This window comes from Streptomyces sp. NPDC087440, assembly GCF_044744005.1.
In the GTDB taxonomy this organism is placed as follows: domain Bacteria; phylum Actinomycetota; class Actinomycetes; order Streptomycetales; family Streptomycetaceae; genus Streptomyces.
The window spans coordinates 264,587-286,834 of record NZ_JBIUXN010000005.1 but is presented as its reverse complement, the minus strand read 5'-3'; the positions used below and the strand labels follow the sequence as shown (position 1 = coordinate 286,834).

21 protein-coding genes and 1 pseudogene are annotated in these 22,248 nt (G+C 71.5%); 13 read left to right on the top strand and 9 right to left on the bottom strand.

Annotated features, from left to right (window positions below; translation table 11 throughout):
* Positions 1-14: 14 nt before the first annotated feature.
* Complete coding sequence (locus ACIO3O_RS14175) at positions 15-1,520, top strand: DUF4246 domain-containing protein (RefSeq protein ID WP_401745143.1); 1,506 nt, start codon at positions 15-17, stop codon at positions 1,518-1,520.
* Positions 1,521-1,699: 179 nt separating this feature from the next.
* Positions 1,700-2,461 carry an isocitrate lyase/phosphoenolpyruvate mutase family protein gene (locus ACIO3O_RS14170; RefSeq protein WP_401745142.1) on the top strand — a complete coding sequence of 254 codons (762 nt, stop codon included), beginning with the start codon at positions 1,700-1,702 and terminating at the stop codon, positions 2,459-2,461.
* 33 nt (positions 2,462-2,494) lie between these two features.
* Here ACIO3O_RS14170 and ACIO3O_RS14165 read toward each other — a convergent pair whose 3' ends face one another.
* Positions 2,495-3,208, bottom strand: a complete 714-nt coding sequence (locus ACIO3O_RS14165) for a hypothetical protein (protein WP_401745141.1) — start codon at positions 3,206-3,208, stop codon at positions 2,495-2,497.
* A gap of 109 nt (positions 3,209-3,317) precedes the next feature.
* The gene (locus tag ACIO3O_RS14160; RefSeq protein WP_401745140.1) at positions 3,318-4,337 is read right to left on the bottom strand and encodes a saccharopine dehydrogenase family protein; all 1,020 of its coding nucleotides are present in this window, start codon (positions 4,335-4,337) and stop codon (positions 3,318-3,320) included.
* Between the two features lie 299 nt (positions 4,338-4,636).
* Here ACIO3O_RS14160 and ACIO3O_RS14155 point away from each other — a divergent pair.
* Together ACIO3O_RS14155 and ACIO3O_RS14150 are read left to right on the top strand one after the other, a co-directional pair.
* Positions 4,637-4,846: pseudogene (locus tag ACIO3O_RS14155) on the top strand (hypothetical protein); the annotation flags it as partial.
* A 38-nt stretch (positions 4,847-4,884) separates the two neighbouring features.
* Positions 4,885-5,751, top strand: a complete 867-nt coding sequence (locus ACIO3O_RS14150) for a universal stress protein (protein ID WP_401745139.1) — start codon at positions 4,885-4,887, stop codon at positions 5,749-5,751.
* A 168-nt stretch (positions 5,752-5,919) separates the two neighbouring features.
* Here ACIO3O_RS14150 and ACIO3O_RS14145 read toward each other — a convergent pair whose 3' ends face one another.
* Complete coding sequence (locus ACIO3O_RS14145) at positions 5,920-6,729, bottom strand: DUF4389 domain-containing protein (protein WP_401745138.1); 810 nt, start codon at positions 6,727-6,729, stop codon at positions 5,920-5,922.
* Between the two features lie 124 nt (positions 6,730-6,853).
* Complete coding sequence (locus ACIO3O_RS14140) at positions 6,854-8,158, bottom strand: multidrug effflux MFS transporter (protein WP_401745137.1); 1,305 nt, start codon at positions 8,156-8,158, stop codon at positions 6,854-6,856.
* A 52-nt stretch (positions 8,159-8,210) separates the two neighbouring features.
* Between ACIO3O_RS14140 and ACIO3O_RS14135 the strand changes: the two genes are divergently transcribed.
* On the top strand, positions 8,211-8,711 hold the full coding sequence (locus tag ACIO3O_RS14135; protein ID WP_401745136.1) for a MarR family winged helix-turn-helix transcriptional regulator: 501 nt from the start codon (positions 8,211-8,213) through the stop codon (positions 8,709-8,711).
* A 21-nt stretch (positions 8,712-8,732) separates the two neighbouring features.
* On the opposite strand, the gene ACIO3O_RS14130 is transcribed toward ACIO3O_RS14135, so the two are convergent.
* Positions 8,733-9,638: a hypothetical protein gene (locus ACIO3O_RS14130; RefSeq protein ID WP_401745135.1), complete on the bottom strand. Its 906-nt coding sequence runs from the start codon at positions 9,636-9,638 to the stop codon at positions 8,733-8,735.
* Positions 9,639-9,950: 312 nt separating this feature from the next.
* On the opposite strand from ACIO3O_RS14130, the gene ACIO3O_RS14125 reads away from it, so the two are divergent.
* From ACIO3O_RS14125 to ACIO3O_RS14115, 3 genes are read left to right on the top strand one after another with little or no spacing between them, the layout of a single operon-like run.
* The gene (locus ACIO3O_RS14125; RefSeq protein ID WP_401745134.1) at positions 9,951-10,757 is read left to right on the top strand and encodes an ABC transporter substrate-binding protein; all 807 of its coding nucleotides are present in this window, start codon (positions 9,951-9,953) and stop codon (positions 10,755-10,757) included.
* A gap of 16 nt (positions 10,758-10,773) precedes the next feature.
* Positions 10,774-11,634, top strand: coding sequence for an amino acid ABC transporter permease (locus tag ACIO3O_RS14120; protein WP_401745133.1), 861 nt, complete (start codon positions 10,774-10,776; stop codon positions 11,632-11,634).
* A gap of 5 nt (positions 11,635-11,639) precedes the next feature.
* Positions 11,640-12,449, top strand: a complete 810-nt coding sequence (locus ACIO3O_RS14115) for an amino acid ABC transporter ATP-binding protein (protein ID WP_401745132.1) — start codon at positions 11,640-11,642, stop codon at positions 12,447-12,449.
* 69 nt (positions 12,450-12,518) lie between these two features.
* On the opposite strand, the gene ACIO3O_RS14110 is transcribed toward ACIO3O_RS14115, so the two are convergent.
* On the bottom strand, positions 12,519-13,577 hold the full coding sequence (locus tag ACIO3O_RS14110; protein WP_401745131.1) for an IclR family transcriptional regulator: 1,059 nt from the start codon (positions 13,575-13,577) through the stop codon (positions 12,519-12,521).
* A gap of 197 nt (positions 13,578-13,774) precedes the next feature.
* On the opposite strand from ACIO3O_RS14110, the gene ACIO3O_RS14105 reads away from it, so the two are divergent.
* The 3 genes from ACIO3O_RS14105 (at position 13,775) to ACIO3O_RS14095 (ending at position 15,864) form a co-directional block, all read left to right on the top strand.
* Entirely contained in the window at positions 13,775-14,104 is a 330-nt protein-coding gene (locus ACIO3O_RS14105) for a PadR family transcriptional regulator (RefSeq protein WP_401745130.1), read from the top strand.
* Positions 14,105-14,106: 2 nt separating this feature from the next.
* Complete coding sequence (locus ACIO3O_RS14100; protein WP_401745129.1) at positions 14,107-14,490, top strand: DUF1048 domain-containing protein; 384 nt, start codon at positions 14,107-14,109, stop codon at positions 14,488-14,490.
* A gap of 138 nt (positions 14,491-14,628) precedes the next feature.
* On the top strand, positions 14,629-15,864 hold the full coding sequence (locus tag ACIO3O_RS14095; RefSeq protein WP_401745270.1) for a serine hydrolase domain-containing protein: 1,236 nt from the start codon (positions 14,629-14,631) through the stop codon (positions 15,862-15,864).
* An 81-nt stretch (positions 15,865-15,945) separates the two neighbouring features.
* On the opposite strand, the gene ACIO3O_RS14090 is transcribed toward ACIO3O_RS14095, so the two are convergent.
* Positions 15,946-18,285 carry a collagenase gene (locus ACIO3O_RS14090; protein ID WP_401745128.1) on the bottom strand — a complete coding sequence of 780 codons (2,340 nt, stop codon included), beginning with the start codon at positions 18,283-18,285 and terminating at the stop codon, positions 15,946-15,948.
* A gap of 188 nt (positions 18,286-18,473) precedes the next feature.
* The gene (locus ACIO3O_RS14085; RefSeq protein ID WP_401745127.1) at positions 18,474-18,965 is read right to left on the bottom strand and encodes a MarR family winged helix-turn-helix transcriptional regulator; all 492 of its coding nucleotides are present in this window, start codon (positions 18,963-18,965) and stop codon (positions 18,474-18,476) included.
* Positions 18,966-19,054: 89 nt separating this feature from the next.
* On the opposite strand from ACIO3O_RS14085, the gene ACIO3O_RS14080 reads away from it, so the two are divergent.
* Both ACIO3O_RS14080 and ACIO3O_RS14075 read left to right on the top strand, forming a co-directional pair.
* Entirely contained in the window at positions 19,055-20,698 is a 1,644-nt protein-coding gene (locus ACIO3O_RS14080; protein ID WP_401745126.1) for an FAD-dependent oxidoreductase, read from the top strand.
* The gene (locus ACIO3O_RS14075; RefSeq protein ID WP_401745125.1) at positions 20,695-21,570 is read left to right on the top strand and encodes a cyclase family protein; all 876 of its coding nucleotides are present in this window, start codon (positions 20,695-20,697) and stop codon (positions 21,568-21,570) included. The genes ACIO3O_RS14080 and ACIO3O_RS14075 overlap by 4 nt, the downstream gene beginning before the upstream one ends.
* 21 nt (positions 21,571-21,591) lie before the next feature.
* On the opposite strand, the gene ACIO3O_RS14070 is transcribed toward ACIO3O_RS14075, so the two are convergent.
* Complete coding sequence (locus ACIO3O_RS14070; protein ID WP_401745124.1) at positions 21,592-22,221, bottom strand: hypothetical protein; 630 nt, start codon at positions 22,219-22,221, stop codon at positions 21,592-21,594.
* Positions 22,222-22,248 lie beyond the last annotated feature (27 nt).

The following is a 22,248-nucleotide window of genomic DNA, read 5'->3' as shown; positions in this document are numbered from 1 at the left end:
AAGGATCGAGCTCCGTGACTGACCTCTCTGCCTTCCCATTGCCCTTTCTCGCCTCCCCGCATACGGCGTACGCGAAGCCCCGCACCCTGCGGGAGCTGGAGATGATGCAGCTCAGTGCGCTGATCCGGTCGAAGGCGGCGTGGGCCGTGAAGATGGACGACCCCGAGATCGTGGCGCGGTGGACGCGGGAAGCGGTCGAGCAGGGCATGACGGAGGCTCAGGTCCGTTATGTGCTGGCCGAGTTGGCGTACTACCGGGGGCTGCGGGAGGAGCGTACGGGCATAGAGGTGTCCGTCGTCGACGGGGTGTGGCACTCGGACACCCTGGTCGAGGACGGGCTCCGGGAGCGGCTGCGCGAGGCGGTGCGGGTGCTGGAGGAGGTTCCCGAGGAGGAGCGGGACTGGCATCCGGGCTCCGGCGGTCAGGTGCTGGACCTGGTGCATCCTTCGCTGTTCTGCCTGGTGCAGGGGGTGAGCGGGGGCCCCGAGCGGGCGTGGCAGCACCCGGAGTCGCGGTGGGGGCAGCACGAGTACTCGCAGCGGTTCCAGTGGCTGCCCACGGATGTCGAGGTCGCGCAGGACGGCGCGGTCGCCTTCCGTTCGTACGTGAACAACCTCCACCCCGTGGACCACCGCGAACTCGGCGCGGTCCTGCCGGAACTCGTCGCCCGCGCGCGCCCGCTGTGGGAGAACGTACTGACGGATCTGCGTCATCCGCGCCCCGTGCGGATCACGGCCGACCCCTACGGGTGGTACGACGGCACCGAGCCCGTCGAGCCCGAGGGCGAGGACGGTGACGAGGCGTACGAGGCGGCGTACGAGGCCTATGAAGAGGCCCGGGAGAACTGGTGGTACGACCGGGTTCCGAACGTCCCGGACGCCCCGGAGTTCGTCGCGCCCGAGCCCGCCGACGACTCCGTACGGGTGGACCTGCGCGGCCGTCGGCTCCAGGTCATCGTGAAGCTCGCCACGATCCAGCTCACTCCGGAACGCCCCGAGTACGCGGGCGGCTCCTGGCACGTCGAGGGGATGATGAACGAGCAGATCGTCTCCACCGGCATCTACTACGCGGACAGCGAGAACATCACGGAGAGCCGGCTGGCGTTCCGGGCGGCGCTCGACAACCCCGACTACGAGCAGAACGACCGCAACGGTCTGAACGACGTGTACGGAATCAACGACGAGGACCCGCTGAACCAGGAGTTGGGCTCGGTGGCGACCCCCGAGGGGCGCTTCCTGGCGTTCCCGAACGTCTTCCAGCACCGCGTCGGCCCGTTCCGGCTCGCGGACCCGGCCCGGCCGGGGCACCGCAAGATCCTCGCGTTCTTCCTGGTCGACCCGTCGGCGTCGATCGTCTCGACCTCCGACGTACCGCCGCAGCAGCCGTGGGCCGAGACCTCGACGATGACACTGGAGCAGGCCAAGGGGTTCCGCGAAGAGCTCATGGAGGAGCGGAAGTTCTTCGTCGCCCAGCACAACGGGCAGCTGTACGAGAGGGCGTTCTCCCTGTGTGAGCACTGAGGCCGGGACGCGGTGACCGCCGTCGGGCCACGGCGGCGGTCACCGCGTCCCGGAGGGGGAGGGCCGGCGGTCGGCGCGGGCGGGTCGTTGCCCCGCGCCGTCCCTCCCGGCGCATTCCCCCCGCGTGGGCGGCCGGAACGGCACTTGTTCGTGACGGTCCAGGAGGTAGCGTCCTCGTCATGGACTTTCACACCACCGTTGAGCGGGCCCGACGCCTCGCGACGCTGCACGCCGAGAACAAGCCGCTCGTACTGCCGACCATCTGGGACGCCTGGTCCGCGCGGACGGCCGTGTCCGCCGGGTTCCCGGCGCTGACCGTCGGCAGTCACCCGCTCGCCGACTCCCGGGGCGCCGAGGACCACGAGGGGCAGACCTTCCAGGAAGTGCTCGCCGCAGTCCGGCCGATCATCGCGGCGGTCGACGTTCCGGTGTCCGTGGACCTGGAGGCGGGGTACGGGCAGGAGCCCGCCGACCTCATCGCCGGGCTCGTCGAGGTCGGCGCCGTCGGCCTCAACGTCGAGGACACCGTCCACTCGGACGGCGGACGCGTGCGCTCCACGCAGGAGCACGCGGAGTACGTCGCCGGTCTGCGCGCGGCGGCCGACAAGGCCGGAGTCCCGGTGTGGGTCAACGGACGCACCGACCTCTTCCTGCACGCAAAGGACGCCGCCGGCGTGCTCGACGCGGCGATCGAGCGGCTGCGCGCCCTCGAACAGGCCGGTGCCGACAGCGTCTACCCCGTGGGCATCCAGGACAACGACGAGCTGCTCACGGCGGTGATCGGTGCCGTCGGCGTCCCCGTGAACTCCACCGCCCACCCCGTCAAGCACGACCTGGAGCGCTTCCGCCGCCTCGGCGTCGGCCGGATCACCTACGGCCCGCTGCTGCAGTTCGCGATGACGGAGGCGATGAAGGACGCGATCCGGCCCTGGCGGCCCTGACGCGTCGCGGGATCGCCAACTCCCGCCGCCTCGTCAGGAGTTCAGTTGGTGCAGCCGCTCGGCGACACGCGCCAGCGCGCGGCGGACCAGGGAGTCCTGTGTGGCGGCCTGGTCCGCCTGGTGGTCCGCGAAGGTGAGAAGGACGGCGTGGTCGCCTTCGCGGATCAGGTACAGCGACTCGCCGCCCGCGGGCCAGTCGGCGGAGGAGCCCTCCAGGGTGATGACACGCCGCAGTGCGACGCTGCGGTCCCCGAGTGCGGGGGCCGCAGGGGCGTTCTCGCTGACGGTGTAGCCGTACGGTTCCTCCTCCGACGCCGGGACGACCTGGCCGTCGCAGGCCCGGGGCGAGGCGAGGAGGGACCGCTCCAGGCGGTCGATGTCCTCGCCGGGGAGCCGGGCGGCCCGCACGCTGACTTTGTGGAGGTACCCGCCGCCCGACTCGAAGACGGCGGAGGAGGCGGGGAAGGCGGCCGGGGATTCAGGGAGTTGGACACTCTCCTCGACCTGTTGCCGGAACGCGAGCCTGATGCTCTCGTTGCGGTGGCAGGCCGCGTTGAGGGCCTCCGGCACGTCGGGCTCCTCGGTGGTGGGAACGCGGGCCTGGTCGACGCGCGACCACAGGGGGCCCAAGTCCCGCTCCGTCACGAGGTCGTACCGCCGGAGGTCGGGGCGCGGGGCGGGCCCGGACCGTACGAGAAGCACCAGGGCGGCGGACACCAGCACGAGCAGCGCCGCGGCGAGGCGCACAGCACGGAGCGTCCGACGGGCACGCGCAGGGGGTCTTCGGGGGACCATCGCCCCAGCCTACGATCCGCCGGCCCGGCCAACGGGCCGCCCTGCGCGATCCGTTGGACTCCTACCGTGGGTTCGTTGCGCGGAGCCGGTGGAGTGTGACGTCGTGCGCGGCGAGGGTCTCCGGCAGGTGGGCCAGGGTGGGCAGTTGCTCCAGGTGGTGGACGCCGGGGGGCAGGGTGCCGGTCAGCAGTTCGCGGGTCGTGTACGCGGCGACCAGCGCGGTGACGCGGCTCTGCTCGCGGCCGGTGAGCGCGTACGCCGTGTGGGCCCTGCCCCGGTAGGCGTCCGCGCGGACGGCGAAGTGGTCGCTGCCCAGGTGTATCCGGCGGAAGGAGGCGGTCAGGGCGCGTCGCCCCGTCGGGTGCCGGGTGGCCTGCCGCAGGCCGAACAGGCTCGCGGTCAGCAGCCGGGAGTCCAGGCACAGGCGGGTCGTGACGCGTTCGACGCCGAGCGTACGGGGCAGGGTGTGCTGGTCGGAGAAGGGGAACGGGTGGGCGGTGCGGGTGCCGTGGCCCGGCAGGCCCACGCGTGCCGGTCCGGCCGGGGACGCGGGTTCGGCGAGGTGCTCGACCGTCCACCGCACGGCGTCCGCGCCGTGCCGCTCGCCGCCGCCCAACAGGACGGTGAGGTCGATGCGTTCGGCGCCCTCGACGGCTTCGTGTGCCCGGAGCGCCAGCAGGTTCGTCAGGCCGGGGGCGACTCCGACGCTCAGCACACCGGTGGCGCGGGTGTCGGCCGCCGCCTCGTGCAGGTCCTCGATGTCGTCGAGCAGGCGGCGGGTGGCCGCGACGTCGACCAGGTGCACGCCCTGCTCGAAGCAGACGCGTGCGATGCCCGCGTCGGGCGGCTCGACGCACATCACGACGACGGACACGTCGCCGAGTTCGGTGAGCGTGCGCCGGAAGTCGGCCGGATCGGTGACGTCCAGCCGCACTCCCCCGAGCCGCGCCGCCCGGGCCGCGTCCCGCCCGCCGACGACGACCGGCTGCCCCGGCCACGTACGGAGCGTGTCCACGAGGAGGGCACCCACGGCTCCGTATCCCCCGACGACCAGGACCCGGCCCGGCTTCGCTGTTGTCATGCTCCAGCGGAATACACCACGCTCCGGCGTTGGTAAAGGGGCCGGCGCGAGGGAGCCTCGGAGGGCCGCGCCGCGGAGCCGCAGCCCCGGAAGTGTCGTCCCGGTGCCCGGGGCCGGTTATCCCCTCCCCATCGGGGCCGCCGCGTGCAACCGTCCGGAGCAGAGCCCCGCGAGGTGTGGACCCGGAGGGGGTGCAGCTGTGCAGACGCGCGGAGTGCTGCCGGAGTGCCTCCACGCCGAACTGCCGCCGCACCCCGCCCACCCCCGACAGGAGGCACCGTGGCACCCGACCGACTCGCCGGACCACGACGCCCTTCGACATGGTCGTACGCAACGACCTCGACCGGTACCGCCTGGTCATGGACGTCGTCGACCGCGTCCCCGGCCTCGCGGTCCGCGCGGCGGGTGTCCGCCAGGCCATGGCCGACGTCCGCACCCGCCACCGCGTCTGGATACGCGCCCACGGCACCGACCTGCCCGAGGTCTCCGACTGGACCTGGAACGGCTGATTCCGCCCTGCCATCCACACACCACGGAGGTGTGCACCGTGCTCACCCAACGAACCGTCACCGTCGGCCTCGACGGCTCCCCCGAAAGCCTGGACGCAGCGGACTGGGGCGCCCGCGAGGCCCAACTGCGCGGCCTGTCCCTGCACTTGGTGCACGCCTCCGCCACTCCGCCGCATCCCCGGCAGCCGTCCGCCTCCGTCTCCTCCGCCGACGCCGCCGGGACCCGGGAGCAGAACGTCGTCGACCTCGCGACGCTGCACCTCTCCTACGCCCACCCCTCACTCGGCATCATCGAGGAACCGGTCGAGGGCGCCCCGGTGCCGGTCCTGCTGTCCATGGCCGAGACCTCCGCCCTGCTGGTCCTCGGCTCGCGCGGCAACAGCGCCCTCACCGGGCTGATGGTCGGTTCGGTCGCCCGGGCGGTGGCCGCCCGGGCCGCGTGCCCGGTTGCTCTCGTACGGGCCGGGGAACAGCCCCAGGACGAACGGCGGGGCGCGCACGACGCTCCGTACCGCCCCGTGCTGCTGGGCCTGGACCTGGAACGGCCCTGCGACGAGCTGATCGAGTACGCCTTCGGGGCGGCGGCCGTACGACGGACGTCGCTGCACGTGCTGCACGCCTGGACGGTCCCGCTGGCGCCCTCCGCCGCGGCCGAGGACCCGAGGGTCGCGAAGCGGGTCCGGATGGCGGCGGTGCTCCAATCCTGGGAGCAGAAGTTCCCGGGCACGGAGGTGGTGCGGGAGGAGGTGCACGGGCTGGCGGGGCACCACCTGCTGAAGGCTTCCGCGGACGCGAGTCTGCTGGTGGTCGGCCGTCCCGCCGAGGCGGGCCCGCGCCTCGGCCCGACCGCCCACTCGGTGATCCACCACGTGCTGTGCCCGGTGGTGGTGGTCCCGCACGCCTGACGGGTACGGGTCACCCCGGGGCTCCTTCCGCACCACGCCGGCACTGCGAGGAGGACCCGGAACCGGCAGGAGGAGGCGCGGACATGAAGGTGCTGGTGGGATACGCGACCTTCCACGGCTCCACCCGGGAGATCGCCGAGCGACGGTGAGCGGTCTTCGGGGGGCCGCTCAGGGGGTGGTGGAGAAGCCGTCCCGGCGGTCGGCGTCGTAGTCGGTCGTGGCGTTGACGACGTGTCCGGCCAGGCCGAGCAGCAGGAACAGTACGAGGAGGACCTTGGCGGTGGTGTCGAGCAGCAGCGGCCTCGTGCCGGACGGGGCCGCTGCCCGCTCGGCGGAGGCGGAGGTGGTGGAACCAGCGGAAGGCGCGTCGCCGAGGAGTCCCTTGGGGTAGGCGGGGGTGAGCAGGTACGCGTACGCGTTCAGCCGGAAGCTATAGCGGGCGACGGCGGCCGTCGCACCGTACAGCGGTGCGGGAAGGCGTCCCAGGACGAGGGCCACGAGCCAGAACACCCAGCTGACGGCTGCCCAGCCGCTCTGCAGGAGACTGGCGACGACGGCCGCGGGGATCACCAGGAACAGGCGGAAGAGCACTGCGAGCCGGTTGAGCGGGGTGGCGCGCACCTCGATCCGCACGGGGTAGTCGGGTGCTGCGAACGAGAAGGGCGGGTAGCTGTCGACGAGGAGCGCCGCGCCGGCGTGGACGCGGGTCGTGTACGCGAGTACGGAACCCAGGAACCGGAAGATCCCGTCGGGCAGCCGGCCCGTGAACAGGGCGGCGAACCAGCCCACGACCGTGACGAAGAACGCCGCGACGCCGAGCGCCCAGACCACGACGAACTGGGGGATCAGCAGCAGCCAGCGCACCAGCACGGTCCAGCGCCGCTGGGGTGCGGGAGCGGGGACGTCCAGAACCGGCAGCCACTCACCTCCGTCCTCGGGGGCGACTGCGGACGGGTGGTGGTTCTGGCCTGTCGTCATGAGCACTCCCCAACGAGGTACGGCCGACACGGCCATGCTGCTCTCATTCCGCTTCGCCCGCGCGGCCCCAGGACGCCAGGGGAAGGCGTGGTGGGGAAGCGCCGAATGAGCGGCGAGGGGTTCGTCAACTCCCTTGCGTTGATGTGGAGTTGCGCTTCGTCGACTCCCCCGCCCCGCGCCACGGCCGGGCCAGGCAGCACAGGCTGATGGCCGCGGCGGTCACGCCGGTCAGCATGATCGCGGCCATCGGGGCCGAGCTGTCCTCCCCGAACAGCCCCACCAGCGGCGAGGCGACCGCGCCCAGGAGGAACTGGAGTCCGCCGAGGAACGCCGACGCCGCACCCGGGCTGCGGCGGCCCAGGGTCTGGCCGAGGGTCATCGTCGCCGGGAAGATCAGCCCGACGCCCAGCAGGATGACGAACAGGGAGATCCACGTTCCGGCCAGGGTCTCGCCGAGGGCGGCGAGGAGGACGAGTTGGGCCACTGCCCCCACCAGGGAGATGCCCACGCCGGTGCACAGCAGCGTGTTGATCCTGACCCGTCCGGCCAGCTTCCCGAAGACGCCGCCCGCGACCAGCATGCCCATCGCGTTGCTGGCGAAGATGAGCGCGTACGTCGTCGGCGAGACGTCGTGCAGCGACTCGAAGACAAAGCTGGACCCGCTCACGTACGCGAACAGTGCGCCCGCCGCGAAGCCCAGGGTGAGTACGTACCCCAGGAACGCCCGGTCCCGGCACAGCGTTCCCATCGCGCCGAACGCCTCCCGCAGTCCCCCGCTCCGCCGTCGCTCCGGCGGCAGCGACTCCGGCACCTTGGCCAGTACGGCGAGGAGGAGCAGCACGCCCAGCGCGGCCAGGGCGACGAAGACGGCGCGCCAGGTGGACACGGCCAGGATGCCGCCGCCCAGCACCGGGGCGGCGACCGGGGCGACGCCCAGGATCTGGGAGAGCAGGGCGAAGTAGCGCGGGATGTCGGCGCCGTGGAACCGGTCGGTGATGATCGCCCGGGCGAGCACCATGCCCGCGGCGCCCGCCACGCCCTGGAAGAAGCGCGCGACGGTGAGCGTCTCGATGTTCGGGGCGACCGCGCAGACCAGGCTGACCAGCAGGAAGCCGGCCGTCCCGGCCAGGAGGGGCTTGCGGCGGCCGATTCCGTCGCTGAGCGGGCCGATGACGAGCTGCCCCACGACGAGGCCGACGAGGAAGGCCGTCATGGTGACCTGCACGGCCGAGCTGCTGGTGTGCAGCGCGGCACCCATGGTCGGGAAGCCCGGCACGTACATGTCGATGGCGAGGGGGGCGACGGCGGTCAGCGCGCCGAGCACCAGGATGAGCGCGGTCGGAGCGTTGGACCGTCCAGGGGCAGGAGTGCGGGGGGCCGTGCCGAGTGCGTCGGCGGCCGGGCCGGGAGAGGGTATCCGGGTTACCATGCACTGAAACGTAACCAATACATCACCGGTTAAGCAAATGGATGGAGCCGCCGTGGCACCCCCCTCCCACCCTCATTTCGCCGAGGTCCAGCGCCGGTGGGCGGACAACAACCCCGGACTCGACGTCTCCCCCATGGAGATCGTGGCGCTCCTCAAGCGGGCCACCGCCCTCCTGAACAGCGCGGTGGAGCCGCTGTACGTGGGCGGAGCCCTGACCGCGCCCGAGCTCGACCTCCTCATTCCGCTCCGGTACGCCACGGAGCCCGTCATCGCCCGCCACATCTCCGCCGACATGGGCCTCTCGCAGGCGGCCGTCAGCAAGGCGCTGGCCAAGCTGGAGAAGCGCGGTCTCGTCGAGCGCACCCCGAACCCGGCCGACCGCCGGGCCGCCCTCGTCACCATCACCCCCCTCGGCAAGGAGGCCGTCGACTCGCTCTTCCCGCGCCAACTCGCCCTGGAGAGCGCGATGTTCGCCGATCTGGAGGAGAAGCGCGCCACAGTGATCAGCGCGCTGGAGAGCCTCGTCACGGCGATGGAACGCCACACCACCTGACCGGCCGGGCACTCGACGTCCTCAACGCCAGGTCGGCGAGGGCCCGTTCGACGGCCGGTACGGGATCGGCAGCCCGGTCTGCGCGTCGAGCAGGACCCGCTTGCCCAGCGCCCGGTCGAGCGTCACCGTCACCTGCCGCAACCGCCCCTCCTTCGTGCAGAGTCCGTCCCGCGTGCGGCGCCCGGCCGTGACCGACAGCACCACGCTGCCGGACGTCTCCAGCGCTTCCACCACGGGACCGTCGTCGCAGGCCCCGTGCACGGCGACCACGGTCACCGACCGGCCGTCGGCGCCGGTGCGGACCAGCTGCCGGACCGGCTGGCCGGGCACGTCCCGGGCCTCCCCGATCGGCGGGCGGGGCAGCGGGGACGGCTGGACGGCCGCGTGCTTCAAGGGGGTGTCGTACCCCTCCAGGCTGAACAGCCAGGCCGGGACGACCGCCGATCCGCGGCTGGTGGGCACGGTCATCTCCCCGAGCCTCGCCCCGGTCACCGTGAGGTGCGGTCCGTCCGTCGTCCGGGAGCCGACGAGTGTCCGGTACGTATCGGCCGCCGCCCGCAGGGGGAGTGCGCGGGTTTCCCCTCCGGCCCACGCCACCCGCCCGGTGCGGGAGGGGGCGGCGGGAAGCGTGCCCCGCAGCACGACGTTGCGGTCCGCGTAGGCCCGAGTGTCATCCCCCTGACGGAGGCCGCCCCGGGGAAGCTGGATCACGTCGCCCAGGGGGTGGTAGCCAACTCCCCACTGCTCAGCGGCGGATGACCCGTCCCAGGCCGCACCGACCTCCCGAGCCCGCTGGGCCGTCTGCTGCGCGTCGGCGGCGGCGTCGGCCGCCGGGGAGCCACAGCCGACCGCCGCCCCCAGAGCACCGACGACCAGCAGAAGCAGACCCGACCTGCGCCCGACGACAGGCGACAGTCCTCTGCGCATGTGCACTCCAACCTGCCCCGTGACGTGATGGTGCCCCTGACCGGCGCCCGCTCGACGCCCGCACAGCGCTCTGACGCAGGCGGAGCCCCATCGGTTGCCACCTGGACGGCGGGCCCGGGCCAACTCGTCGTCTTCGGGCGGCCGTTGCTCGAACGCGTAGGCCTCACCCACCAGGGAGGTCGCCCGTACTGGAGACATCCGGCACCGGCGATGGCAAGATCGGCGCAACGCACGCGCACCACGACCGCACCACGATTCCGTGCGGCCGGCCTCCCCCCGGGGCGTCGGCCGAACCTCTCGTATGGAGGCGTCTTGTCCGCTCGCACCGCGCTGCCCCGTGTCACCGTCGTCGCCGCCGTCGCCGCTCTGGCGGTGTCGGCGACCGGCTGCACGAGTACCAAGACCACCGGTTCAGGCGGGTCGGAGATCTCGCTCGTGAAGGCGGGGAAGCTCACCACCTGCACCCATCTTCCGTACGAGCCCTTCCAGTTCCGCAAGGACAACAAGGTCGTCGGCTTCGACGTCGACATCGTCGACCTGGTCGCCAAGGACCTCAAGGTCACCCAGGAGATCGTCGACACGCCCTTCGAGGGGATTCAGACCGGCGAGGACCTCAACGCCTCCAAGTGCGACGTGGCCGCCGCGGGCATGACCATCACGGCGGTCCGCGAACAGAACCTGGACTTCTCCGGGCCGTACTTCGACGCCACGCAGGCCCTGATCACCAAGAAGGGCTCCCCGTACACCTCCCTCGCGAGCCTGAAGGGCAAGAAGCTGGGGGTGCAACAGGGGACGACGGGTGAGACGTACGCGAAGAAGAACGGGACGGGCGTCGAGACCGTGCAGTTCGAGGACGTGGCGCTGCTGCTCACCGCCGTGAAGACGGGGCAGGTCGACGCGGGCATCAACGACAACGGTGTCCTCTACGAGTACGTCCGCAAGAACCCCGACACGGCGGTCACCGCCGAGTTCGACACGGGCGAGAAGTACGGGATCGGCGTGCGGACCGGCAACAAGGCCCTGCGCGAGGAGATCGACAAGGTCGTCAAGGCGGCGCGGGCGGACGGGCGTTACGACGCGATCTACAAGAAGTGGTTCCCCGCCGCTCCCAAGAAGTGAAGTGAGGATTCCGGCGATGTCCGAGTCCGAGTCCGATTCCCAACAGTCACCGCGGGCTCCGCAGGCCCCGCGGGCCCCGGGCGCCCGGCAGTCCCGGTTGTCCCGTCGGCAGCGGGCGCGGGCGGTGCGCGGGGGTCAGTACGCCGTACTGCTCGTGGTGGTGCTCGTCGTCGCGCTGGCCGCCGACTGGGGCGAGATCCGGCGCGCCTTCTTCGACGTCGAGGTCGCCAAGGCCCAGTTCCCCGACATCATCACCACCGCGCTGGTCAACACGGTCGTCTACACCCTGCTCGGCTTCGGCTTCGGCCTGGCGCTCGGGCTGATGCTCGCGCTGATGCGGCTCTCGAAGGTGCCGCCGTACCGCTGGCTGGCCGTCGCGTACATCGAGTTCTTCCGGGGCGTGCCCGCGCTGCTGGTCTTCATCGCGCTGGGCTTCGGCGTGCCGCTGGCCTTCCAGATGTCGCTCAACCAGTACGTGACGGTCATGCTGGCGCTCGGCCTGGTCGGCGCCGCGTACATGGCGGAGACGATCCGGGCGGGCATCCTGGCCGTGCCCAAGGGGCAGACCGAGGCGGCACGTTCGCTCGGGATGTCGCAGGGCAGGGCGATGGTCTCCATCGTCATCCCGCAGGCGCTGCGCATCGTACTGCCGCCGCTCACCAACGAGTTGATCCTGCTGACCAAGGACTCGTCGCTGGTGTATCTGCTGGGTCTGTCCCTCTCCCAGTACGAGCTGGCGAAGTTCGGCAGGGACGCGCTGAACCAGAACCGCAGCCTGACCCCGATCCTGATCGCCGGGCTCTGCTACCTGGTGATCACCCTGCCGCTGGGTCATCTGGTGCGGCGGCTCGAAGCACGTACGTCGAAGGCGAGGTGAGCAGCGTGGAGAACGCTCCGCAGGCGTCCGGCACCGCTCGGGACGCGCACGCGATCGAAGTGCGGGCCCTGCACAAGTCGTTCGGCTCGCTGGAGGTGCTGTCGGGCATCGACTTCACCGTGGCGTACGGCGAGGTGGTGTGCGTCATCGGCCCCTCGGGCTCCGGGAAGTCGACCCTGCTGCGTTGTGTGAACCTGCTGGAGGAGCCCACGTCGGGCACGGTCCGGGTGGCGGGCGACGAGGTCACCGACCCCGACGTGGACATCGACCGGGTACGGCGCGGGATCGGCATGGTCTTCCAGTCCTTCAACCTCTTCCCGCATCTGACGGCCCTGGAAAATCTGACGCTCCCTCAACGTCGGGTGCTCGGGCGGGACAAGGCGGAGGCGGCCCGCGTCGGGCGGGACCGGCTGGCCCGGGTCGGCCTCACCGACAAGGAGTCCGTCCATCCGGCGAAGCTCTCCGGCGGGCAGCAGCAACGCGTCGCCATCGCGCGGGCGTTGGCGATGGACCCGCAGCTGATGCTCTTCGACGAGCCGACCTCGGCGCTCGACCCGGAACTGGTCGGCGACGTGCTGGCGGTGATGCGCTCGCTGGCCGACGAGGGGATGACGATGCTCGTGGTCACGCACGAGATGAGCTTCGCCCGGGAGGTCGCGGACCGCGTGGTCTTCATGGACGGCGGAGTCATCGTCGAGGAAGGCCCACCGGAGCAGGTGATCGACGCCCCGACCCACGCCCGCACCCGCGCCTTCCTCGCCCGCGTGCTGGACCCGGCGGCTGCGGGCCTGGCCGATCCGCCGGAGTCGGCCTGATGCGTGATGGGGGTCCTCGACCCGGCGACAGCGTGCCCCCCCCTTCCCTCAGGACGGGCGTCGGGCAGGTCAGGACTCGACCGTGCGGACCCGTTCGCCGATCTCACGGGCCGCCTTCTGCACGCTCTCGACGATGGCCGCCTCCGCCACCTTCGACGTACGCGAACCCACCGCCGCGACGCTGACGGCGGCGACCACGGTGTCCCCGTCGCCGAAGACGGGCGCGGCGACGCCCAGGACGTCGTGGTCCAGCTCGGAGCGCGCCACCGCGTGGCCGAGGCCGCGGATCTGCTCCAGGCGCTCCATGATGTCCGGGACCTCGGTCAGCGTCGCCGGGGTGAACGCGCGCAGGTCGGCCCCGCGCAGCAGGGCCTCCACCTCGTCGGCGGGGCTCCAGGCGAGGAGGACGAGGGCCGAGGCGCCGGCGTTGATCGGCAGGGTCATGCCGCGTTCGTACGAGATGCGCACCCGGTGGGTCTGCGACTCGGCCCGGTCCAGGCAGACGACGAGGTCGCCCACCCGGCGGGTGAGCAGGACCGTCTCGTGGACGGCCTCGGCCAGTTTCGTGAGGGTCGGCAGGGCGATGTCGGACAGCCCGTAGCTCCGGCGCGCCACCCGGGCCAGCTCCAGGACGCGCAGGCCGAGGCGGAAGCCGCCGCCGGGCGCCTCTTCGAGGAAGCGGTTGGTGACCAGGCTCTGGAGGTACCGGTAGGCGGTGGACTTGGCCACCCCCAGGGCGGTGGCCACCTCGATGCCGGACAGCACCGGCCGCTCGTCCGTGAACAGCCCGAGGATGTCGAGGGCGCGATCGGCCGTCGTGTTGCGTTCCCGGTACGAGGATCCCGTGGCGTGTCCTGACATGCGGGACAGGATAGCGCCCCGTGGGACTCCGCAGACCGGAAGGCTGTTCTTCGTGGCCGGGTTCGCGCTCGCCGCCGACGACCGGTTCCGTACCGTCATGCGGCGGGACGCCACGGTCGCGGCGCGGCTCGGCGGGCTGCTGTTCGGGGCGGCGGGGTGGTGCCCGGTGGTCGCCGTCGCGTACGTCGTGACCGGGTGGTCGGCGGCGATCCTGGTGGAGTACGTGGTGCTCGTGACCGTCGCGCTCGTGTCACCTTCGCCGTGCACGAGGTGCTGGTGCGGCGCGCGCGGGCGACCCGGTTCCTCTTCGGGATGCGAGCCTGGCGACGCATCCCGGGCGAGGGTGACCGCAACTCGCCGTGCGGGCGCGCGAGTTCACTACTCCCCCTTGCTAAGTACCAGTAGTCAGCGTTACGTTGTACCGGTACTCAGCAACACCGAATACCTCGGGGAGGAGGTGGCGCATGGCCAAGCTGTTGACGGAGATGCTCAAGGGCACGCTGGACGGCCTCATTCTCGCGTCCCTGTCCGGCCGGCCCGCGTACGGCTACGAGATCACGGCGCGGCTGCGCGAGCAGGGCTTCTCCGACATCGCCGAAGGGACCGTCTACGCACTGCTCCTGAGGATGGAGAAGCGCGGTCTGGTCGACGTGGAGAAGGTGGCGTCCGAGAAGGGGCCGCCGCGCAAAGTGCATTCGCTGAACGCACAGGGGCGGGAGTACCTCGAAGAGTTCTGGAGGACGTGGAGCTTCCTCACGGAACGACTGGAACAGCTCCGCGAAGGGGGAAAGTGATCATGTCCGAGGCCGAGAGCAGCGGATTCCTGGCGAAGATGATCGGGCCCAAGAAGCGCTGGAGGGCCTACAAGGGGCGCGTCAAGGAGCTTCCGGCGCACTACCGCTCGGCGGTCGAGTCCATCGAGCGCTACCTGAACCACTTCGTACCGAACGACGCCGACAGCAGCGCGTCCATGTTCGAAGACCTCGTCGACCTCTTCGAGCAGGCGGCGGCCCACGGCACGCCGATCCGCGAGATCGTCGGGGAGAACCCGCTGGAATTTCTGAACGAGTACGCCCAGAACTACACCGAGGGCGGCTATGTTCCCGCCAGTGCGCGCAAGCGGCTGACCGAAGACCTCGCGGCCGACGACGCGCACGGCCGCGGGGACACGCGGGCCTGACCCGGCCCCGGGGCCACCCCGCCCTCCTGGGTGGGCCCCCGCCGCACCCCAGCCCTCCGGGGCCGAGCACCACCTTCTGCATCGCCTTTCATCGCCCGTCCGCACCGACCGACGCGTACAAGGAGATCGACCATGGGAATGGGAATCGGCAACAACGGCTTCTCCGCAGCAGGGCTGCGCCGCCTGCGCGAGGTACTGGAAGCACACGTGGAGTCCAAGAAGATCCCCGGGCTCGTCGCCCTCGTCGGCAGAGGGGAGGAAACGCACGTCGAGACCCTCGGGACGATGCGCCACGACGGCGGCACGCCGATGCGCCGGGACACCATCTTCCGGATGGCCTCGACGTCCAAGCCGGTCGCGGTCTCCGCGACCATGGTCCTGCTGGACGAGTGCCGTCTGCGGATTGACGACACGATAGACCGGTGGCTGCCGGAACTGGCCGACCGCCAGGTGCTCAAGCGGCCCGACGGCCCGCTGGACGAGACCGTCCCGGCGCGGCGCCCGATCACCGTACGGGACCTGCTGACGTCCACCTGCGGGCTCGGTCTGGAGACGACGGCGATGGGCTCGCCGATGATGCAGGCCTACTTCGAGCGGAAGGTCTACGGCGAGAACGGGTGGATGCTGCCCGCCGTGGAGCCGGACGAGTGGATGCGCCGGCTGAGCACCCTCCCGCTGATGTACCAGCCCGGTGAGCAGTGGATGTACAACGTCAGCGACGACCTCCTGGGCGTCCTGGTGGCCCGGGTCACCGGTCGGCCGTTCGAGGAGTTCCTCCGCGAGCGCGTCTTCGAACCGCTGGGCATGAAGGACACCGGCTTCCACGTCCCCGCCGACAAGATCCACCGGCTGCCTCCGCTCTACTCCCCCGACCCGCAGACGGGCGAGTTCCACGTGGAGGACCCGGCGGAGGGCGGGCACCACAGCCAGCCCCCGGCGTTCCCCTCCAGCGGCGGCGGACTCGACTCCACCGTCGACGACTACCACGCCTACTTCCGGATGCTGCTCAACCACGGCAGGCACGGCACGACCCGCATCCTGTCCCGGCCCGCCGTCGAGCTGATGACCACCAACCGCCTGACACCGGAACTGACGTCCGCCCGGGCGGCCATGGCACGCAACCTCGTGCATCTCTCGTACGGTCAGGGGCAGCACGGCGGCTGGGGCTGCGGGATGGCGGTGCGCACCTACCGGGGTGACTACGCGCCCGTCGGCCAGTTCGGCTGGGACGGCGGGACGGGCACGTCGACGTACGCGGACCCGCAGAACGGGCTGGTCGGCATCCTGCTCACGCAGACCGGAATGTCGACACCGGATTCGGCGCGGGCCGTCCTCGACTTCTGGACCACCCTCTACCAGGCCCTCGACGACTGACGCCGCACGACGACAGGGTGACAGGTGCCCCCTGCGCCCGGGCCGTGGGCCCGGGCGCAGGGGGCCGGTGCTTGTCGGGTGTTACTTGGACTGGGTGGAGAGGCTCACGCCGCTGAAGCCCTGCGTGGCGGCGAGGCTGAAGTAGACCCACCCGGAGGGCGGGTTGTCGATGGTCAGGGTCTCGGCATTGCCCGTACCGGTGGACTTCGACTGGTGGCTCGTGGGGGTGGCCCAGCTGCTGCCGCCGTAGTACAGGTCGGCGTTGCCGGTGCCGCCGGTGCTGGTGATGGTCAGCTGCTTGACCCCGGCGGGCAGGTTCACGAAGTGGTAGCTGATGTTGCCGGTGGGCGCGGCGAGGTTGTCGCGGCGGCAGTTCTGGTCGAACTGGCGGGGGTCGCTGAGGGTACACAGCGGGGTGGTCGGGGTGGTGGGCGTCGTCGAGGCGTCCGGCAGGGGGCCGCAGCCGTCGGTGGCGCAGGTGGTGGTCAGCCAGGTGGCGAAGTCGGCGTCGTACCGCGTGCCGATGGTCTGCTTCAGGAAGGTGCGGGCGCCGCTCCAGTCACCGGTGCGGTACTTGGTGAGGACCGTCTGTACGTCGGCGGGGTGCGCCTGGAGGAGGTAGCGGACCGCGAGGAAGCCCCAGCGGTAGACGCGGTTGGAGTCGGCGTCGGGGTTGGTCTCGCCGCCGTAGACGGTGTCGAACAGGTCGCTGAGCCTGTACGTCTTCTTGGCGGCCTCGGCGATGGCGTCGGCGTTGCGCTCGCCCCGGTAGCCGTAGGAGATGTTCTCGGCGATGCCCTCGACCCACCAGATGGTCGGGGTGGTCATGCCCGCGTCGAAGTCGCCGTACATGTTGTAGCGGCCGTCGAGGTAGTGGGTGTACTCGTGGTTGAGGTTCCAGATCTGGAAGTCGGGGCGCAGCCAGCTGGCCTCGTGGGCGATGAAGCGGGCCTGGTTGCCGGGGGTGGCCGGGTTGCCCTCCTCGTACATGCCGCCGTTGTCGACGTCGATGTTGTAGATGGCCCAGGCGTACAGCGAGTACTGGGTGTAGTCGTCGAAGACGACGACCTCCAGGTTGGTGTTCACGTCACCGGGGATCGGGCCCTTGTCGCCGATGATCCGGTGGAAGTAGGCGTCCTGGTTGACCAGGCTGGTGCAGGTGGCGGCCAGTTGGCCGGGCGAGACGTCCTGGGCGCGGATCTTCAGGCCCGGGGTGCAGGTGTGCTGGGTCGGCAGGATCGCGGGGAGCACGCGCTCGCCCAGGTCGCAGATGGCGTAGGCGGCGCAGTTGCCCCGGTCGTACTGGCGGGTGTACCAGCCGAGGTTCATGGTGATCGGCGCGGTGGGGCCGACGTTGGGGTAGCGGTTGATGAGGTCCTTCAGCAGTGGCCGGACGCGGTCCTTCAACTCCGGTATGGAGAGCGCGTATCCGAGGAAGCGGCCGACGTTGCTCACCACGTCCAGGCGGTTGAGCTGCGCGCCGTTGCGTGTGATGAATCCGGCCCAGGTGTCCAGGATGGCGGGGTCGGCCTTGAGGGCGGCGCGCCAGCCGCGGGCGTCGTTCTTGGCGTCGAAGCCGTTCTCGACGACCCATTCGACGTGCTGCATGGCGAGGTTCATCTGGCCGGGCCAGGTGGCGTCGTAGCTGCCGAGCATCCACTTGACGACACCGGCGAAGCGGCCGGCGGTCTGGGTGCTGTCGATCAGCGTGACGACCTCGTTGAGGATCTCGCCGTTGGCGTCGGTGACGTCCTTGCTGCGCGGGGAGGCGAAGAAGGCGTCCAGCGCGCCGCGGGCCGCGGTGTCCAGCGCGGTGCCGTAGTCGCCGACGACGTCGGCGTTGTTGTCCTGCACGTAGTAACCGGCGCGCAGGAAGAGCACCAACTGACCGACGGAAGCACTGTTGTTGCCCGTGTACGAGGCGGAGGCGTCGCGCAGTGCGTTGGCGACGGTGACCATCTGGGGCTCGCGGAAGGCCTTGCGCGCGTTCTCGCCGGTGAGGTTGAACAGCGGGTAGGTACAGGTGATCTGGGGCAGGGCCTTGAGCTGCTGGACCAGTGCGCTGCCGGTGGCGTTGATGACGCCGGAGAGGTCGCTGCACGCGTCGGCGGCGGCGGAGGAGGACTGCTTGGCGGCCTTGAGCCGGGGGGCGGGCGCGGGGGCGGACTCCTTGGCGCTGTCCTGCGAGGAGATCCGGAAGCGGGCGTTCTTGTTCACCGCGTCGGGCGACTTGGGGACGGGGATCGACCGCAGTGCCGGGGCCGAAGACGCGGCCCTGCCCGCGTTCGCACCGGCGGGGCCGGTGGCGCCGGCGGTGGCCGCCTGGCTCTGCGGCGTGAACAGGCCGAGCGTGAGAAAGACGGCTGCGCCGAGCGCGGGAAGTCTTCGTGCACGGGACTTCGCTATGCGGAACGGATGCATGGGTGGGGGCCTCCGGGGCCGTCGTGGCCGCGTGCTGGGGCGCACGGGCAGTTAACACGTGACGCGTAAAATTTCACATGTCGCATTGTCTGGGGAAGGGTTTTGACCAGATCCATGAACGATCTGTGAACAACGCCCTCAACCGGCAGCGCGGGGAGGCCCGGAGGCAGTGGACGGCAGGGCGCCCGTCAGCGGGACCACGCCCGCGTCAGGCCCTCGCGCAGGGCGGCCGCCGCCTCGGGCCCCAACTGCTCCGCGAGAGTCTGTTCCAGGTCGCGCAGAATCCCCGAGGCGAGATCCCTGCGTCGGCGCCCCGCGTCGGTCAGTCCGATGAGCGTCGTGCGGGGAAAGCCCGCGCCCGGCGTGCTGAACAGCAGACCTTCGTCGAGGAGTTGGGTGACGGCGCGGTGCATCGTCTGGCGGGCGACACCGGCCCGGCGGGCGAGTTCCGCGATGGTCAACGGCGTATCGCGGTCGAGGTGGGCGAGTACGGCCGCGTGGGCGGGGGTGATGGGGTCCACGCCCGCGGCGTTCAGTTCCGCCACCAACTCCTCGGAGAACCAGCGGACTCCGCGCTGGAGCAGTGCGAGCAGGGACGGGCCGTCCGCGTCCGACCGGCCCTCGGCACGGCGCTCGCCGCGGCCCTCGGTACGGTCCTCGCCGCGGCCCTCGGTGCTCATCGCTCGCGTTCCTCCGACTCGTGGGCTAACCTCCTGCGTCAGCATAGCTGACACTGGAGTGCGGAGAAGGCTGAAGGAGTCGGACTGCCGTGACAGAGAAGGAAGTTGACGTCCTCGTCGTGGGGGCGGGCCCCGTCGGGCTCACCGCGGCACTGCAATTGGCCCGGTCGGGGGTCTCGGTACGCGTCGTGGACGCCGCACCCGGTCCGGCGACGACCAGCCGCGCGCTGGGGGTCCATGCCCGCAGCCTGGAGATCTTCGATCAGCTCGGGCTGCTCGGCGACATCGCCGCCCACGGAACGCGGGTCAACGCGTTCATCCGCCACCGGGCCGGTCGCGCCACCCGGCTCGACTTCGACTTCACCGGGCTCGCGACCCGCTTCCCGTACATGTTCAACGTGGATCAGGTGATCACCGAGCGCGTCCTGCGCGGCCATGCGGCGGCGGCCGGGGTCGCGGTGGAGTGGAACACCGCACTGGAGTCGTTCCAGCAGGACGACGACGGGGTCACCGCCCTGTTGAGGGGCGGCGAAGGACCCGGCGCGGTACGGGAGACCGTGCGCGCCCGCTACCTGTGGGGCTGCGACGGCGGGCACTCCACCGTCCGCAAGGCCCTCCGGCTGCCGCTGGCGGGGGAGGCCGCCCACACCTGGCTGATCGCCGACGCCCTCGTGCACACGGATCTGGACCGGGACGGCGTGCACTGGCTCTTCCCCGCGGGCGGCGCACTGATGCTGTTCCCGTTTCCGGAGCCCGGCAAGTGGCGGCTGCTCGACACGACCGGCGACGGCCGGCCCGAGCAACCCGCTCAGATCGCCCGGCAGTTCAGCGCCAAGCTGTCGCAGGCGCTGGGGCGCGACACCACCGTGGAGGACCCAAGCTGGACGTCGAGGTTCACCATCCAGCAGCGCGCGGTACCCGCGATGCACGTGGGGCGGTGCTTCGTCTCGGGCGACGCCGCCCATGTCCATTCCCCCGCGTCGGGGCAGGGCCTCAACACCGGCATCCAGGACGCGTACAACCTGGCGTGGAAGCTGGCGATGGTCGTGCGGGGCCAGGCCGATCCCGCACTGCTCGACACGTACGACGCGGAGCGCGTCCCCATCGGCGCGGCGCTCCTCGCCTCCACCGGCGAGGTGATGGACAACGCCATGGTCGACACGGACACCGGAGCCGAGGGCGGCGACGGCCGGGGCGCCGACCGGGGCTTCATGCGTCACCTCATCCGGAACATGTCGGGCCTGCTCATCGCCTACCCCGGCAGTCCGCTCACCGTGCCCAACATCACGTCCGGCGCCGGGCCCGCCGAGGGCCCCCGGCCCGGTCAGCGGCTCACGCAGATCTCCGCCGCCGACGCCCAGTCACCCGGCTGGACGGCACTGCGCACCCGCCTGCGGACCCCGGCCTGGCACCTGCTCGACTTCACCGGGAGCGGCGGGCACGCCACCGGCCGGCAGCAGGCCGCCGCCCCGGTGCGGCCGCTCCCGGCCTGGCTGAGCAGGGTGGAGATCGGCCGGCGTCGACCGGACGAGGGCGGGCCCGGGGTGTGGGACGCCGACGGCCGGGTCCAGGACACGCTGGCCGCGCGGGACGGCGACTGGTTTCTCGTACGTCCCGACGGCTACCTCAGCGCACGCGGCACCGGAGAGGCCCAACTCCGCACTGTTCTAAGCCAGTTGAAGGCCCTGCATCCGCGGGAGACGGCGGCGGCCTCCGAAGGGAGCACAGCGTGAGCGAGACGGGACTTCCGACCAACTGGGGCCGGTGGGGCGACGACGACCAACAAGGGACCCTCCGTCTGATCGACGCGGCCGCACGGATGCGGGCTGCCGCCGAGGTACGCACCGGTCACCACGTCAGCCTCGCCCGTCGCGTCGAGCCCGTACGGCTGACGACGGGACTCGGGCCCGTCGGCAGCCCGGCCGTGATGCCCGCGGGGGTGCTGCAGGTCATGAACTTCACCGGGGTGAACCCCGCCGCGATGACGGACACCCTGGTGATCAACACGCACAACGCCGCCGTGACGCACCTCGACGCCGTCGCCCACATGCCCGTCGACGGGCACGTCTACCCCGGTGTGCCGCTCCGGGACGCCGTCACCGCGTCCGGTGTGGCACGCGGTTCGGCCGATCCTTTCGGGGCCGGGATCGTGACCCGGGGCGTGCTGCTGGACCTGGCTCCCGGCGGCGGCAGTCTTCCGGCCGACCGGCGGATCGGGGCGGCCGACCTCGATGCGGCCCTCGATCGGGCAGGTACGACACTGGCCTGCGGGGACGCCGTCGCCGTGCGTGGCGGGTGGGACACGAACCGTCCGCTCGACGAGCCGGTGCCGGGCCTCGATCTCAGCGCGGTGCGGTGGCTGGACGAGCAGGGCGTGAGCGTCTACCTCGGCGACATCGGTGACGCGCGACCGGCGTCGTTCCCCCTGCCCGTGCACCACGTCGCCCTGGCCCGGCTCGGTATGCCGCTGGTCGACGCGGCGGACCTGGACCGGCTCGCCGAGGTGTGCTCGGCGCAGGACCGCTCCGGCTTCCTGCTGGTCCTGGCGCCGCCGCGCATCACCGGAACGACCGGACTCGTCGTCAACCCGATCGCCGTCTTCTGACCCGGGCTTGGGGGGGGCGGGTCAGTGGCCGCCGCGCGGTTCCGTGCAGCCGCCTTCCAGGTACGCCCCGTGTGCCGTGACGGTGGCCGGGGTGCCGAGTCGTCCGGTGACGCAGGGGCCGGTCTCGGGGACGAAGTAGGAGAAGCCGAGGGTGTCGCCCGCGCGGTAGACGCTGCCGCTGTCGGCGGGATAGCCGAGCCGGGCGAGGGCGGAGGTCAGGTCGGCCTCGTTCGCGGGGGCCGGGGCGCCCGGGCCGGTGAGGGCCTTCCTGATGCGCTGGGCGTGGGCCTCGCCACGGCAGCGCGCTTCGGGCGTGAGGCGTTTCTGCTGCTTGAAGGCGTGGTTCTCGGCGTACTTGGCGGCTTCGGGATCGGTGGGCAACGGGTCCGGTGTCCCGGGACCGGCGGTCGGGCTGCCGCCGATGACGCCCTTGCAGCGGGCCGCGACGTCCGGGAACGCCTTGTCGTGGGCGGCCCGTGCCGAGGCGACGAGGTCGGGGGCGGTGGGTGAGGCGGAGGTGAGGGAGGAGTCGACGCCGGGGGGCGTCGGGCCGGCTCCCGCGTCCGCGCGCAGGGTGCCGCACGCGGTAAGGGCGAGCAGGCCAACAGCCAGCACGGCCACTGCCGCGGGCCGGGTCGACGTACGTATCACGGGTTTCCTTGTCACTGGTGGAGTCAC

Coding starts and splice junctions, on each gene's coding strand:
- ACIO3O_RS14170 (WP_401745142.1), top strand. CDS start 1,700: ATGGACTTTCACACCACCGTTGAGCGGGCCCGACGCCTCGCGACGCTG.
- ACIO3O_RS14160 (WP_401745140.1), bottom strand. CDS start 4,337: ATGACAACAGCGAAGCCGGGCCGGGTCCTGGTCGTCGGGGGATACGGA.
- ACIO3O_RS14145 (WP_401745138.1), bottom strand. CDS start 6,729: ATGACGACAGGCCAGAACCACCACCCGTCCGCAGTCGCCCCCGAGGAC.
- ACIO3O_RS14140 (WP_401745137.1), bottom strand. CDS start 8,158: ATGGTAACCCGGATACCCTCTCCCGGCCCGGCCGCCGACGCACTCGGC.
- ACIO3O_RS14130 (WP_401745135.1), bottom strand. CDS start 9,638: ATGCGCAGAGGACTGTCGCCTGTCGTCGGGCGCAGGTCGGGTCTGCTT.
- ACIO3O_RS14120 (WP_401745133.1), top strand. CDS start 10,774: ATGTCCGAGTCCGAGTCCGATTCCCAACAGTCACCGCGGGCTCCGCAG.
- ACIO3O_RS14105 (WP_401745130.1), top strand. CDS start 13,775: ATGGCCAAGCTGTTGACGGAGATGCTCAAGGGCACGCTGGACGGCCTC.
- ACIO3O_RS14100 (WP_401745129.1), top strand. CDS start 14,107: ATGTCCGAGGCCGAGAGCAGCGGATTCCTGGCGAAGATGATCGGGCCC.
- ACIO3O_RS14095 (WP_401745270.1), top strand. CDS start 14,629: ATGGGAATCGGCAACAACGGCTTCTCCGCAGCAGGGCTGCGCCGCCTG.
- ACIO3O_RS14090 (WP_401745128.1), bottom strand. CDS start 18,285: ATGCATCCGTTCCGCATAGCGAAGTCCCGTGCACGAAGACTTCCCGCG.
- ACIO3O_RS14085 (WP_401745127.1), bottom strand. CDS start 18,965: ATGAGCACCGAGGGCCGCGGCGAGGACCGTACCGAGGGCCGCGGCGAG.